Origin of the sequence: Clostridium sp. (assembly GCF_040797585.1) — a bacterium.
Taxonomy (GTDB): Bacteria; Bacillota; Clostridia; order Clostridiales; family Clostridiaceae; genus Clostridium_Z.
Window position 1 is genome coordinate 1 of record NZ_JBFNEO010000049.1, and the last position, 15,675, is coordinate 15,675.

At 29.2% G+C, this 15,675-nt stretch carries 13 protein-coding genes and 2 other annotated features; of the genes, 2 read left to right on the forward strand and 11 right to left on the reverse strand.

Going from position 1 to position 15,675, the window contains the following annotated elements; all coding sequences use genetic code 11:
- From AB2369_RS05035 to AB2369_RS05050, 4 genes are all read right to left on the reverse strand, one after another.
- On the reverse strand, positions 1-267 hold a 267-nt coding region (locus AB2369_RS05035), incomplete at its 3' end, for a ribonuclease H-like domain-containing protein (RefSeq protein WP_367665390.1).
- Between the two features lie 372 nt (positions 268-639).
- The gene (gene argS, locus AB2369_RS05040; protein WP_367665391.1) at positions 640-2,331 is read right to left on the reverse strand and encodes an arginine--tRNA ligase; all 1,692 of its coding nucleotides are present in this window, start codon (positions 2,329-2,331) and stop codon (positions 640-642) included.
- Between the two features lie 118 nt (positions 2,332-2,449).
- Positions 2,450-2,672: a binding site (T-box leader), on the reverse strand.
- 71 nt (positions 2,673-2,743) lie between these two features.
- Positions 2,744-4,396, reverse strand: coding sequence for a glutamate--tRNA ligase (gene gltX / locus AB2369_RS05045; protein WP_367665392.1), 1,653 nt, complete (start codon positions 4,394-4,396; stop codon positions 2,744-2,746).
- 178 nt (positions 4,397-4,574) lie between these two features.
- Positions 4,575-4,767 (reverse strand) — a binding site (T-box leader).
- 73 nt (positions 4,768-4,840) lie between these two features.
- Entirely contained in the window at positions 4,841-5,725 is an 885-nt protein-coding gene (locus AB2369_RS05050) for a DegV family protein (protein ID WP_367665393.1), read from the reverse strand.
- 374 nt (positions 5,726-6,099) lie between these two features.
- On the opposite strand from AB2369_RS05050, the gene AB2369_RS05055 reads away from it, so the two are divergent.
- Together AB2369_RS05055 and tpx are read left to right on the forward strand one after the other, a co-directional pair.
- The gene (locus AB2369_RS05055; protein WP_367665394.1) at positions 6,100-7,599 is read left to right on the forward strand and encodes an exopolyphosphatase; all 1,500 of its coding nucleotides are present in this window, start codon (positions 6,100-6,102) and stop codon (positions 7,597-7,599) included.
- A 91-nt stretch (positions 7,600-7,690) separates the two neighbouring features.
- Positions 7,691-8,185 carry a thiol peroxidase gene (gene tpx / locus AB2369_RS05060; RefSeq protein ID WP_367665395.1) on the forward strand — a complete coding sequence of 165 codons (495 nt, stop codon included), beginning with the start codon at positions 7,691-7,693 and terminating at the stop codon, positions 8,183-8,185.
- 40 nt (positions 8,186-8,225) lie between these two features.
- Here tpx and AB2369_RS05065 read toward each other — a convergent pair whose 3' ends face one another.
- The 7 genes from AB2369_RS05065 to AB2369_RS05095 all read right to left on the reverse strand — a co-directional run bounded on the left by AB2369_RS05065 (position 8,226) and on the right by AB2369_RS05095 (position 15,435).
- Positions 8,226-8,468, reverse strand: a complete 243-nt coding sequence (locus AB2369_RS05065) for a DUF3892 domain-containing protein (protein ID WP_367665396.1) — start codon at positions 8,466-8,468, stop codon at positions 8,226-8,228.
- Between the two features lie 393 nt (positions 8,469-8,861).
- Entirely contained in the window at positions 8,862-9,494 is a 633-nt protein-coding gene (locus AB2369_RS05070; RefSeq protein WP_367665397.1) for a site-2 protease family protein, read from the reverse strand.
- A 49-nt stretch (positions 9,495-9,543) separates the two neighbouring features.
- Positions 9,544-10,557 carry a hypothetical protein gene (locus tag AB2369_RS05075; protein ID WP_367665398.1) on the reverse strand — a complete coding sequence of 338 codons (1,014 nt, stop codon included), beginning with the start codon at positions 10,555-10,557 and terminating at the stop codon, positions 9,544-9,546.
- A 20-nt stretch (positions 10,558-10,577) separates the two neighbouring features.
- Positions 10,578-11,597, reverse strand: a complete 1,020-nt coding sequence (locus AB2369_RS05080; RefSeq protein ID WP_367665401.1) for a phosphodiester glycosidase family protein — start codon at positions 11,595-11,597, stop codon at positions 10,578-10,580.
- Positions 11,598-12,086: 489 nt separating this feature from the next.
- Complete coding sequence (locus tag AB2369_RS05085) at positions 12,087-13,463, reverse strand: PhoH family protein (protein WP_367665402.1); 1,377 nt, start codon at positions 13,461-13,463, stop codon at positions 12,087-12,089.
- Positions 13,464-13,592: 129 nt separating this feature from the next.
- Positions 13,593-14,810 carry an LCP family protein gene (locus AB2369_RS05090; RefSeq protein WP_367665399.1) on the reverse strand — a complete coding sequence of 406 codons (1,218 nt, stop codon included), beginning with the start codon at positions 14,808-14,810 and terminating at the stop codon, positions 13,593-13,595.
- A gap of 430 nt (positions 14,811-15,240) precedes the next feature.
- The gene (locus AB2369_RS05095; RefSeq protein ID WP_367665400.1) at positions 15,241-15,435 is read right to left on the reverse strand and encodes a DUF1858 domain-containing protein; all 195 of its coding nucleotides are present in this window, start codon (positions 15,433-15,435) and stop codon (positions 15,241-15,243) included.
- Positions 15,436-15,675 lie beyond the last annotated feature (240 nt).

The following is a 15,675-nucleotide window of genomic DNA, read 5'->3' on the forward strand; positions in this document are numbered from 1 at the left end:
ATTAAATGTACTCCAAATACTATATTTCTCTAAAATATCTTTAGAAAACTTTATTATTTTTTTCTCCTCACTAACTTTCTCCCCAAAGTACTGAGTTACTTTATAAGTGTTGTTTAAAAAGCGTCCTATGGATATAGCGAATAGAAATTCTTCTCCATTTTGCATTTTACTAGCTTCTATATCAAAATATGCAATGTCTTTTAAATTATACACTTTAATAATATCCTCATCTAACTCTAAGTTTATTAACTCATTTTTTACTATCATTAATTACCAATCCTTTAAACAAATTAAAACCTTACTGATATTTATAACTTAAAAGTTCTATTTATTGAGATATTTTTGTTTTAATAAATCTCTGCTACTATATATTATATAGCTAAATTAGAATTTCGGGTTTAAATTTTACTATTTTAATTATTGAAAATATTTTTTAAAAAGTAAAATAACAATTGGCTATATAACCAATTGTTATTTTAGGTATCTGAAATAACATAAATAGTCAAAAATACTGAGTATATTTTGTGTAATACAATAAGACTTATCATATTGATACTAGGAGTACCAGATAAATAACAAAGTCAGTATTAGATAAAATACAACATTATACTAAAAAGTTATTTTTTAAGATTCCTTATATTACATCTTTTCAACGGTTTCTATACCTATTAAGTTTAATGCATTTTTTATAACTTGACAAGTAGCCTCTATCATCCTTAATCTAGCTATTTTTAATCCTTCATCTTCTACGTTAAGCACTGAGTGATTATTATAGAATTTATTAAAAGTTTTTGCAACCTCTATTACATATCTAGTAACTATAGATGGTTCAAGTTTTTCTATAGCAATAAGTATTGAGTTATTAAATCCTTCTAAGGTTTTAACAAGCTCAAACTCTTCCTTGGATGTAAGCTTACTATAGTCTGCTTCCCCTTTAATTTCTCCAGCCTTATTTAATATACTATTACCTCTTGCATAAGTATATTGAACATAAGGTCCTGTTTCTCCATCAAAGCTTAGCATCTCATCCCAGTTAAATACCATATCTCTTTCCCTTGAGTTTTTAAGATAAGTAAATACAATGGCTCCTATACCTACTTTTTTAGCTACCTCTTCCTTATTCTCAAGGTTTGGATTTTTCTCCTCTATGGTTTCTCTTGTCTTAGATATAGCCTCGTTTAATAAATCTTCAAGAAGTATTACATCTCCCTTTCTTGTAGAAAGCTTTTTATCTGCAAATCTAACAAGTCCAAAAGATACATGATGGCAATTATTAGCCCAGTCATGTCCCATAAGCTCTAAAGTTTTGAATACCTGACTAAAGTGAAGCTTTTGATCCTTCCCTACCACATATATGCTTTTATCAAAGTTATAGGTATCTTTTCTATACTTAGCAGCTGTTAAATCTCTTGTAGCATATATACTTGCCCCATCAGATTTTAACACTATACAAGGAGGCATATTGTACTCTTCTAGCATTACAACTTTAGCTCCATTGCTATCTACAAGAATTCCTCTTTCATCTATCTCCTTAACTACAGCTTCCATTTTATCATTATAGAAACCTTCTCCTGCAAGAGAATCAAACTTAACATTAAGCATACCATATACTTTGTCAAATTCTTTTAATGAAAGTTCTTTAAATCTATTCCATAAAGCTATTGATTCTGAATCTCCATCCTCTAACTTTTTAAAATACATTCTTCCTTCATCCTCAAGAGATGGGTCCTTCTCTGCCTCATCATGGAACTTAACATATATTCTTAAAAGCTCTTTTATTGGCTCTTTTTCTAAAGCTTCTTCATCTGCCCATCTTTTATAAGCCGATATTAGCTTACCAAACTGTGTTCCCCAATCTCCTAAGTGGTTTATTCCCACTGTATCATACCCTTCAAAACTCATCATTTTATATAAAGCATTACCTATAGCTGTTGAGAATAGGTGACCTACGTGGAATGGTTTTGCAATATTAGGAGAAGAATATTCAACACAAACTGTCTTTCCTTCTCCTATATTAGATCCTCCATAATTTTCTTTCTCTTCTAATATAGTTTCTATTATTTCCTGGCCAAAGGATGCCTTATCCATAAAGAAATTCAAATATGGTCCTAGATTTTCTATTTTTTCAAATCCTTCTTTATTTATCTTTTCCTTAAGTTCCTCCGCTATCATATTAGGAGCTTTTCTCATTGATTTTGCTAACTGAAAACATGGAAATGCATAATCTCCCATTTCTGACTTTGGTGGTATTTCTAAAAACTTTTCTATAGTACTTTCATCCAATTCTACAAATTCACTGATCCTTTTAGCCACAAGATTTTTATAATCCATTTTTATTCCTCCTCTTATTCCTACCTAAATACAAATTCACAAGGGATTATTACCCTATAATTCTTTAACATAAATTTATTTGATTTTTTAAATAATAAAAAAGTTCGTCTCTTAAAAAATAAGAGACGAACTTACATCCGCGGTACCACTCAAATTGATTAGTTTAAATATACCAATCCACTTTATATTCTAACGCTATAATGCGACTTAACTTACTAATTAAAAACTTCAGATAAGCTTCTCAAAGATTCTCTTCCTTTAAGGCTTCTTATAAGGCTCACACTCTATCCTTACTCGCTAAAAGAAAAAACTTAAAGTACTCTTCTTTTCATAGAATTTTACTATTAATTTTTACAATTCATTATATACAGGTAATATACTTTTGTCAACTTAATTATAGAGACAGTATACATTAGATAAACTTATTAAATCTCTCCCTAACCTTTTCTTCTCCAAGTATAACCATTATAGTATAAAGATCTGGCGTATTAGTTCTATGAGTTAAGGCACTTCTAACAATTCCAGCCACATCAGATACCATTCCCTTAAAACTTTCTGGGTCCTTCTTAAAGCTCTTCCTATCTGCAGCATATCCTTCAGCTACTGCGAATTCTTTAAGTCCTTTAAACCAAGTCTCTTGGTCTACACTTATATCAAATATTTCTTTATATTTATCTATAATTCTCTTAGCTTCCTCTAAAGATATATTTTTAGGCATCTCAATAGCCTCTTTATCTTCACCATAGAATAATTCATCAAAGAAGTAGTATATCTTCTCTTCTACCTCATTCCATTTTCCATAGTCTTTTCTTGGTTTGGCTCCATCTTTATCTATGTTAAATATAGCTTTAGTCATAGCTTCATGATCTGTTACTAATTTATACATAGCTTCACTATATTCCTTTGCCCATTCTACATATAAATTATACATTTCATCTTCTGTCATTCTACATATAACATTCTTACTTACATCATTAAGTTTTACAATATCAAATAGAGCTCCACTCTTACTCATTTTCTCCAGTTCAACATTAAATTCTGTATAAGGTGTTTTTGGGTTTTCTTCTCTCCACTCTTCGAAGTTTGAGTTTATTATATTAAGAAGATATTCAATTACAGATTGAGTTGGATATCCTTCTTCTCTATAATAGCTAACAGCACTCTCTGGATCTTTTCTCTTACTTAACTTTCTCTTTGCTTCCCCATCAAGCTTCATAACCTGAGGTATATGAGCAAAGCTTGGAGGAGTAAATCCTAGAACATCAAATAATTGAACATGAATAGGAAGGGATGGAAGCCATTCTTCTCCTCTTGTAACATGAGTAGTTCCCATTAAAGCATCATCTATAGCGTGAGCAAAATGATAGGTTGGAAGACCATCTGATTTTACTATTACTATATCTTGATTATTTTCCGGGAAAGATATATCACCCTTAACTAAATCATGAAACTCCACTCTCTTTTCTATATCTCCAGGGGATTTTAGTCTTATAACGAACTTCTCTCCCTTATTTATCTTCTCTACAGCATCATGAACACTTAGATTTCTACATCTAGCCCACTTTCCATAATATCCTGGGTTTTCTTTAAGGGAAGTTTGCTCTTCTCTTATTTTGCTTATTTCTTCTTCACTACAAAAACAAGGATATGCTAATCCTTTTTCTACAAGCTCCTTAGCAAAAGTCTTATATATTTCTCCCCTTTTACTTTGCTTGTATGGACCATAATCCCCCTTCTCATCATAATCATTAACCATACCTTCATCAAATTCTATGTTAAAATTATGCATGGTTTTTATAGTATCAGATATAGCACCTTCTACTTCTCTCTTTTGATCCGTATCTTCTATTCTTAAATAGAAAACTCCCCCACTTTTTTTTGCTATTCTTTCAGCAGTTAGGGCTGCAAAAACCCCTCCTATATGCTGAAATCCTGTAGGAGAAGGTGCATATCTTGTAACCTTAGCTCCTTCTTTAAGATTTCTCTTCTTATACTTTCCTAAATAATCTTCTCTTTCTTTAGTTATATCCTTTAGCATAGCCTCTGCTAAAACTTTGTAATCCATATTATCATCCTTTCCCATACTTTAATTTTAATAATAATATACTTTAATATTTGTAGAAGTAAAATAATCATATTTCTTAGTAATATCTAAGGTCAACTTATATTATTTCTTCTAAATATATCAATAAATATTTATTTCAAAGGAGTTAAAATACAAAAAACCTCTCATCCTTTGCACAGCTTAGGACGAAAGGTAAACTTCCGCGGTACCACCTAAATTGGTTAAACTTAACCCACTTTGATACTTATGATGTAAGGGATCATACCCATACTCCAAAGCTTCCTTCCATGGACTTATCTATCAAGGTTCCACCAATCCTTAACTCTCTTTAAAATAATCTTCCATGTACTCTTCTTTTTCATAGCCATATATTAAATTCTAATATATTATAACCTTACTATATATAATTGTAAATATTATTCATTATAATAATATTTAATTTATTTATACCATATGCTGCTGTCTTTCTTCACCAAAGAAAAATACAGCTAATGCTCCTGCTCCACTATAAGCTCCTACAGTATTTCCTATATAGTTTACAACAATATCTTTTGGTCCTATCTCTTCCATAAGCCTTTCTTTAAGCTTTGTAGCTTCCTCTAGGCAATCTCCATGACATATTGTTATTATTTCATCCTTAGCATTTTTTATTCTTTCTTTAGCTATTTCTATAAGTTTTACTATGGATTTTTTTCTTCCTTTAACTTTTAGGATAGGTATTACTCTTCCTTCATGGTTTAAAGTAAGTATTGGTTTAACATGTAGAACCATTCCAATAGTTGCTGCTGCTGAGGATATTCTTCCCCCTCTTTTTAAATAACTTAGATCATCTACTAAAATATAAGTGTTTAATTTTTGTTTTACTTCTTCTAAATAAGTTATAATCTCTTCCTTTGATTTTCCTTCTTCCTTCATCTCTATAGCCTTCATTACTAGGAGGCCTTGTCCCAAAGATGCAGTTAAACAATCCATTATATGAATATTAGCATCACTATATTCTTCAAGAATCATATCCTTTGCTACATTTGCTCCATTAAATGTTCCACTAAGACCTGAAGATACACAAAGATATATTATATCCTTACCCTGTTTTATTATTTCTTCAAATTTATTATAAAATGCTTGAGAACTTGGTTGTGATGTTTTTGGTATAATACCTTGTCTTAATCCATTAAAAAAATCTTTATAGCTTTGAGTTTGACCAAAATTATCCTTATATTCAACCCCATCAAAATTACAGGTCAAACTTACATAGTGTAGATGTTTTTCATTTACATACTCTATTGGTAAATCACAACAGGAATCTGTCATTATTAAAAAATCCTTCATATGGTTTGTATTCTCCATTTCATCATATTTTGAATTTATTATACCCTATAATTCTATGATATACAAGGGAATACGACATTTATCTATGTTTTCCAGCCCCATTCATTATTTATCTAAATTTCCCTGTAGTAATATGTAAATCTTTAAAAATAATTGCATATTCTAGCTAAAAATATAAAATGCAAAAACTAAGTTTCTAAAGATAAATTTTTTCAAAAAATATAGCTTAATGAGACAAAAAGCTAATTTAATATAATTCTACGGTTCTATACAAAATCCTAATCTTAAATCTTCCTTATATCCTTGCTTTAGTAACTTCAGATTATATATAATAGGTTATAATTTATAGTTTATATGATAAAAGGAGTTTTATTATGGGTAAGTTAGGAATAATCGATATAGGTTCTAATTCTGTAAGACTTGTTGTAAGTGAAGTTCATAAGCTAGGAGGATTTAAAGTTCTAGTTGACATAAAAGAGACCTTAAGATTCGGACTAGATGTGGAAATAAACGGTAGTATTTCTAATGAAAAAATAAATCAGTGTATAAATACTCTCATTAGTTTTAGACTGCTTTGTGAAAATATGAATGTTGATAATATAATTACCTTCGCTACAGAAGCTGTTCGAAAATCTAAAAATAAAGAAGAGTTTATTTTAAAAGTTAAAAAAGAGGCTGATTTAGATGTAACTATATTAACTGGGGATGAGGAAGCAAACCTTGATGGTAAAGCTGTTATAAACAGCCTTTATGTAAACAACTCTCTTGTTATCGATATTGGTGGATCTAGTACTAAAATTGCATGGGTTAAAAATAATAAATTAGTAGAATCAACTTCTCTACCCTTTGGTGCTTTAAATCTCACTCATAGATATAGCTTAAGCGATTTAGTAGATTATAAACAGGAAGAGGACCTTAATAAGTTTTTAATAGATAACTTTAAAACCATTCCTTGGCTTTTTGAAGAAAAATTTGAAACTATCATAGGAATAGGCGGTTCTGTTAGAAATTTAGGTAGAATTGATAGATGTAAAAAGAGGCATCCTATAAATACCTCTCACAATTATAGTTTCTCTGATTTTGATTTAAGTAGTATTTATAATCTTCTTAAAAGTAAAACTCTTAAAGGAAGATATAAAATTGATGGACTTTCCCGTGATCGTGCCGACATAATTGTTGCTTCCTCAGCTATATTAAACACTTTGGTAAAGCTTTTAGATATCAATGAGGTTATAGTAAGTGGGCGTGGTATTAGAGAAGGTATTATCTTCAATCATATTGAGGAAACTTTTGGTACCATTGAAGATATTCTTGAATATTCTTTAAACTCAATACTATACTCACATAACATGGATGTTGTTCATGCAAAAAATGTATATAAACTTTCAAATAAACTTTTTGAGGAGCTTAAGCCTATTCATAATATGAGTGATACCTTATTAAAGGTGCTTAAAATTTCTAGTTATCTTCATGATGTAGGAATTAGCATAAGATATTACGATCACGAAAAGCACTCTTTTTATATAATACTTAATTCTCAAATAAGTGGAGTTAATCATAAAGAACTTTTAATGTCTGCTTATACTGCTGCTTTCCATAAAAAAGATAGAATAAACTTCTGTCAATATGGAAGTATAATAAACAAACTCGATATTCATAGTATAGAAAAGATGGGACTTATTCTTAGAATAAGTGAGGCATTAGATAAAACTTTGATTGGTTCTATAAATATTAAAAACTGTGAAATAACAAAGGACGATGTAATAATAAATATAGAGTCTTCAAAGGATGTATCTTTAGAAATTAAGGATGCTCTAAACTGCTCTGATTTATTTAAAGAACTATTTGGAAAAAATTTAATAATACAAGATTAAATTTTATAATGTGTATTTACTTTTTATTTTCTAAGTGTTATTATTAATTTATAATAATTATTAGTTAAAAATAAGAAAAAGAGGTGTTATTATGAAAATTACTTTTGCAGGTAATCCAATGACTTTAGCTCATGATGAAGTAAAGGTTGGAGATACATTAAAAGATTTCGTAGTAGTAAAAAATGATTTAAGCCCTTTAAATTTAAAAGATACAGAAGGTGTGAGAGTATTCTTAGCAGTTCCTTCTATAGATACACCAGTTTGTGACCTTGAGGTTGCTACTTTCAATGAAAGAATATCAGAAATAGAGGGAGTTACTGTTTATACAATCTCTATGGACTTACCATTTGCTCAAGCAAGATGGTGTGGTGCTAAGGGTGTTAAGCATGTAGTTACTGCTTCTGACTATAAAGATAGATCTTTCGCTAAGGCAACTGGAACTTATATTGAAGAACTAGGTCTATTAACAAGAGCAGCCTTCGTTGTTGATAAGAACAATAAGGTAATACATCTAGAATACTTAGAAGAAATTACAAACCAACCAAACTTTGATGAAATATTAGAAGCTGCTAAAAAGGCTTTATAATAAAAAAGGATGCTTTAAGCATCCTTTTTTATTATATATCTTAATTAAATTCAGGCATATTATTTAAATTATTACTCTTAGACCCATCAGGAAGACTTCTTAAATACTCCTCTCCCTTTTTAGATACAGATACTTGAACTCCATTTATATAACCCTTCTTTGCCATCTCTACCGCCTTTGACTTTTCAAGGACTTCTCCATTATCAAGTTTATAAGCTATAATTTCTCCCTTAGTATCTTTATCTACTTCAATTATGTTGTGAGATTTTCCATTATTCATCATTATAACCCTCCTTAAAATATATAAATAATAATTAGTTTGTATCATTTATATTGTATATAAAATCCCCTCTACTTATACCTTGTATATATAGATATATAATCTCCATATAAAATCTCTAAATTTGTGTATAGCTCATGGTACTATCAATATCAAGACTTAGTTTCTTAGAGTACTACTCCCCTCGCTTTATATCCACTCCATAGTTATCATAGGTAACTATATTTATTACCATCTTAAGAAAATAACTAATTTCATATTAAAACTTAAGATAAATATTTCTCTAACTAATATATAAAATTTCTTACTTATAGTATTATTCCACATAAAAATCCACCTAGAGACTAAACTCTAGGTGGACATTCTAATTCATTATTTATTTCATAAAATATGTGCTTAAATAAATGCAATTTTAAGTAAAATATTAGTTATAATACTTACTGGTATTGTAATTATATATCTAGCTGGAGTTAAAAAGAATATTAATAATGCTATATTTCTATATTTATAAAACCTATCCTCATACTTATAAAAGAACTTCGGATATAAATCCCTAATAACATGATATCCATCAAACCCTGGTAATGGAATAAGATTAAATATAAATAACATTACATTTATTGTTATTATTTGAAGAATCATAGTAAATATAATATTTACTAAAGCTCCATTACTTACCACTGGAATAATAAAATTAACATAAATACCAAGGAATACTGCTCCTATAACTGCTACAGTTAAATTAGCTAATGGTCCCGCTAAACTTACCTTTAAATCATCTTTATAATAATTCTTATAGGCCCTTGGATTGGTTTCGACGGGTTTGGCCCATCCAAAACCTGCAACTAATATAAGTATGAATCCCATTATATCTATATGATGAAAGGGATTTAATGTTAATCTACCTTGAAATCTTGCCGTTTTATCCCCTAATCTATCCGCCATCTTGGCATGGGCATATTCATGAAATGTGAACCCTATAAGTATTGCTGGAATCATTAGTATCATATCTTGTAAAGTATTACGCAATAACATATTACCACCTCTTATTTATAAAATTTCAACCTTAAGCAAAAGCTTAAGGCTGAATCTTTGTCTTAACAAGTTTTCCATCACTAATGGTTGCTATTCCGCCCTCATATAAGGATAGCAGTCTTCCACTATAGGAAATCTCCTTATTATTTTTTACATCCTTAAGTATACCTCTTAAATTATCATTTACGTACATATCCCCACTATTAGATATATATATATCATTATACTTTGTTCCTTTAGGAATATCTACCTTCTTCCAATTACCTTCACTATATGGTCCATAGGATATTGACTTTACAACATCTGTACCTTCCATATTAGCTACATAAGCAACATCTTCTTCATCCACCTTTAAAAGCCTAGCTTCTCCTGGATTTCCTAGGGTTTTTCCCTTACTATTAAGATATACATTCTTAGAGGTAGTATCCTCATATATAAAATCATCTTTTCTATTAATAACTTCTATATTGCCTATTCTATTACTCTTCATAGGCACCTTAGATAACTCTTTCATTATGTTAATTCTATATACACTACTTCTTGAAGAACTTGTAGTTGTTTTTACATATATAACCTGTGTAAGAGTAGAAGCTTTAATCTCTGTAACTTTGGATGTACTATCCTTTGTATTTATCTTCTTAATCTCTTCTTTATTATTCTTGTCTACATCATAATAGGATAGATTTATAACTCCACCTTTATCTTTTTCTCCAAGTATCATTCTATTTCTGTCATTTAACCATTGATAATAAGATCCCTCATTAAATTCTATACTCTCTTCTTCTCCATCATTGGTATTAATAATCTTTAAATTACCATTTTCAGTATAGGATAAAAATTTACCATCAAAGGATACCTTTATATCTTCAGCACTCTTTGGTACACTAATCTCTATTTTTTTCTCTTCCTTCTTTTCATCATCTACATTAACCTTTTTTACCTTCATACCACTTATATTACTACTAAATAGATAATTATTTGCATAAAATAATCCTACAAATTGAGCTATTAATGCAATTAAAATCCATATACTCAATATTTTCAATTTGTTCTTCATTTATTTCTCTCCTTAAAAGCTTACTTTACATAAACTATAGAAGGTACTGCTCTTTCACCTAAACTGTTAGCTGGATTATTTATTACTTCTCCATCATAGTACATGGTAGTAGATGAGCCTCCATCTAAGTTTGTAGCATTTACAACTCCATTTTCAATAAGTATATCTTGAACATCCTTTAAAGAGGCACCTATACTTGAAACTTGCCTTCCATCTATTGCAAGCATAACGATGGCTCCGTCTTTCCTCTGTCCTATTGCAGTTCTAGGTGCAACTCCCCAGCCTCCATCACCTTGCTTTATAGTTGGTTTTCCATCCACTACAAGAGCTGGTCCAAAGGATATAGCTTCCATAACATTTGCCTTTTTAAGTTCAGCCATGTTATACTTTCCAACTAGAAGTTTTCCTTCCTTAGTAAGTGCCATAGTATCAAACTTGGTTGTTTCATTTTTTATACCATCATATTTTACTTCTCCTTCGTGGATTATAACCCCTGTTGGGTTTGCCCCTGTGCCTGTCCATCCTGTAGACTCATCTTGGAACCCTCCACCATTTATGGCCGCTACAGCTCCATTATCTCTAGCTATTTTACTTGTAAGCTGACCTTCAACCCCAAGCTTTTGAGTGTATCCAACTTTAACACGTTTAGGATCATCTATGACTAACATATATCCCTTAAATTTACTTGTGGACACATCATACCTTTCAATATTATCACTGGCATTCTTTGGGATTTTTATATCAACATCCTTAGAGCCTTGCTGAATATCCTCTATTTTATGCCCTGATAATATTTCATTGATCCTTTCATCTGATAAAAATAATTTCGCTATGTATTGATGATTAAGTGTAGTCATAGCAGCTCCTACCACTGTATTTCTCACATTCTCAAAAGGACCATAAAAAATTAAAAGTGGTGATGTTATAGCTACAAATACAATTTCAAAAGCTAAAAATTTAAGTACACCTTTCCATGTTTTTTTATTTTTCTTTTTTTTCTTATTATTTCTATTTTTAAATTGCCTACTTTTTGTAGTCATACCTTTCTTTTTTATAATCGGTTCATTATTCATAAATTTTTAATCACCCCAAATTAATTTATTTCTTTCGTAGGTCTAATTTAGCATACTATACTATAAATCTTTTTAACATAATTATCTTTTTAGATAGTACTCTTATTTTATCTTGTTGTTAACTTAAAGTTTTTACAATTTTATTAATAATTTTTCTTTGTTAAACATCTATATAAAGATTATACTAAATTTTTTATATTTTAATAATTAATTTTATCTTAATATTTTATTCTTCTAACTTAAATATATATTGTATTCTTTGAATTTTAATTACCTTAGATATTATATAATCTAACCTAAAGTAATGCAAATGTATATTACAAAGAACTTAGGTATATTAAACCACTTAAGTTTAATATACCTAAAATTTTTTTATAAAGAAAAATATATAGTGCATATAATTAGAAGCGGCCAATCATTATTGTATATATTTACAGATTTGATTTTTCAATATGGTTATAATCTTTTTGCTGCTTCCAATGCAAGAGGTGATCTTTCGCACTCATCATATTTAAGAGTAACTTGATAGCAAAGTTTACTACCTTTCATCTTTTCTGAAGCATAGCAAAGACCATTGGATCTTGAATCTAGAAATGGATGATCTATCTGCTCTGGATCTCCTATGAGTATAAGCTTAGTTCCTTCTCCTACTCTTGTTATTATAGCTTTAACTTGTTTAGGACTTAGATTCTGAGCTTCATCTATTATTACATAATTTTTAGCTATGGATCTTCCTCTTAAATAAGCTACTGCCTCAGTAGTGATAATTTTTCTTTCGAAAAGCTCTTCTATCTTATCATTTAATTCCCCTTCATCCTTATATCTTTCTTTATCATCAGAATCCACTAAAATCTGAAGATTATCATAAATAGGTCTCATGAAAGGAGCTATTTTTTCTTCCTCAGTACCTGGTAGGAATCCAATATCTTCATCCATGGTTACATTAGGCCTACAAACTAAAATCCTTCTATACTTACTTTCATTACTTTCTAATATATGATGGAGTCCTGCTGCTAAAGAGAATAGAGTTTTAGCTGTACCTGCCGGCCCCTTTATTATAACTAATGGGGCTGAAATTGCGCTAGTACATAAGCATTCCATCATAAATTTTTGCCCTACATTTCTAGGGCTTATACCAAATAAAGTTAAATCTTTATTATAAAGAGGGACTATATTATTTCCATCAAACCTTCCTAGCGCCGTCTGTTTTTGATTATCTTTAGATCTAATTATAACAAATTGATTCACCTCTAAAGGAGGATTTCTGTACTTCTCTTCTTCCTCATTGTACCATATAAGCTCCTTTATATTTAACTTCTTCTCTTTATAAAAACTATCTATTATTTTTGATGAAGCATAAACCTCCATTCTTCCTGTGTACTGATCATCACGTTCTGGAACCACTTTTTCATTAAAATCTTCTACCTCTATATCAACTATATCTGCTTTTATTCTCTCAAATATATCTTTAGTTATTAAACATACATTTTCCCCTTTTTCTCTTAATCCTTTACATACTTGAATTATTCTATTATCACCTTTTAACTTATCCCAGGTTGGTGGTATTTCTGTATCATAATGATTCATCTCAACCCTAAGAGTTCCACCCATCTCTAAGTTTATTCCCTTATTGAGTTTTCCCTCTTTTCTTAGCTTGTCTATTAACCTAGCAGCATGTCTCGCATTGGCACCTAAATCATTCTTATCTTTCTTAAATCTATCCAATTCCTCTAAAACTACCTCTGGTATAACAACATGATTTTCACCAAAGGAAAGTAAGGCAGTAGGAGAATACAATAATACATTTGTGTCAAGTACATAGGTTTTCTTCAACATTAACCCTCCTCTCCATAATATAATATGAAATCTTTTCAATAAATATATTAAAAAACTATAAAACTCATTTATAAAATATCTAAACCCAAATTAAGGTATTTATATTTTATAAATGAGTCTTTTTATTTATTCAAAATCTATGACTTCTTCTGCATCATAATCATCATATTCATCTTTTTTAAACGAATCCTCATTATTATAAGGTTTAACTTCTGGTTTATTTTTCACTTTAGTCTGTTTCTTATTTGTTTTAGAATCTTTATTATCTACTTTTAAATATTTATCTAACTCTTTTTTAGCACTAGCCTTATCTATGTTTTTTTCATCTAAAATCTTATTATTTAATATAAAATCCAAAAGTATATTACTATTTTGTTTTTTATCCATAAGTATTACCCAAGACCCCTTATATACACTTCCATAGCTTAACTCATTTACTGGGATTTGTAACTGTTCTATTTTTAAAGGATCAAACTTAGATACTGTATATCCATAATTAATCATATTCATAGGCTCTATGTTTGTCTTAATATAATTACTTATTTTTCCTAGCACATATGGGTATTGTACTAAACTTATATCTTTAAGCTTATATGCAATAAGCTTCATTACTTCTCTTTGCCTTTTAGTTCTTTCATAGGATCCATCTCCAACATTTCTTATCCTTGTATAAGCTAAAGCTCCTTGCCCATCTAAATAGTTAATCCCTGATTTCTCTATTTTAGGAGATTTACTTTCATTAACTTCTCCAATATATTTATTTATTTCCTCTACTTCATAATCTTTTATATCTACTTCTACCCCTCCTAAAGCATCAACTATGTCTTGAAATCCAAAGAAATTTACAACAACATACTTATCTAATTTTAAATTAAAATTCCTCTCTATGGTATCTATTAACAACGCTACTCCTCCTTTTGCATAAGCAGCATTGATTTTAGTCTCCCCTAATCCTTTTATTTCTACATAGCTATCTCTCATAATAGATGTAAATTTTAAGTTTTTATTATTATTGTCTATGGTGGCTATAATTATAGCATCTGATCTTGATGGCTCATTAATATCTCTAGCATCTATACCTACTAAAAGAATATTAGTTATTCCTTCAATTTCGTCATAGGAGACCTCTTGCTTTTCCTCATTATTTTCTTCTTCCTCTGATTCATAAGTTTCTTCCTCTTTATTCTCTCCTTCATCTAACTCATAAGTTTCTTCCTTTATATCATAAGTAAAGTTGTTGTATATCTTGCTTCTAATATGCATATAATAAGAAACTCCAACTATCATAATAACCCCTAATAAAGCACTGAAGGATATTAGTATGATTTTTCTTCTCTTCTTCAAATTAATCATCTCCATGTTAATTCTTTAATGTAATCTATTCTTTCTAAATTAAAATAGATTCTTACATTTGATATCTTCAGTTAATATCTTACGTCTAACTTTTATCCCTGAAATAGAACTATTTTCCCTTAATATAGTATTTCCTCTACTATTTTAAGGTTAGATGAGTTCATCTAGGTACGTAACAACTATTATCCACCACCTTACATGGGGATGGGGGTAAAGCTTATAGCCATCAGCTAAATACATAATCACTTATTAAAAAGAACAATTTATTAGAGAATAAAACTAATACACTTTTATCTAATAAACTATATTAATGAAAATTCTTATTAAAACTTCTAAGAATTTAGTATATAAATTAATAATATTAGTATTACTAATTTATAATAAAAAAATTCCCTAAAGTTTTACTTTAGGGAATTTACCATTATTCTAAATCCTTATTTAACTCTTCTAATAATTCATTTACATCTAATCCATGGATTAAAGCGGCATCTTCTAGAGCTTCCATTTGAGATGATGGACATCCAATACATCCCATACCCTTACTCATTAATATCTCTGCTGCATTTGGATTTATCTTTAATATATCACCCATTATTGTTTTAGCTGTTATTTTCATATTAATTTCCTCCTCATTAAATGAATATTATATTTAGTATTTATTTTTATTCTATATAAAAGACTTGTTTATATTAATATTGAATCATCCTTACCTTTAATGCTATTATAATATATATTTATCTATTTATATGTAACATAGGTTACAGACATTCAAGTATCTTTTAATTAAAATTATATTATAAAGATTTTATTCAGTAAACATACTAAACATTAATTTATAGATAAAAGGAGATAAAGC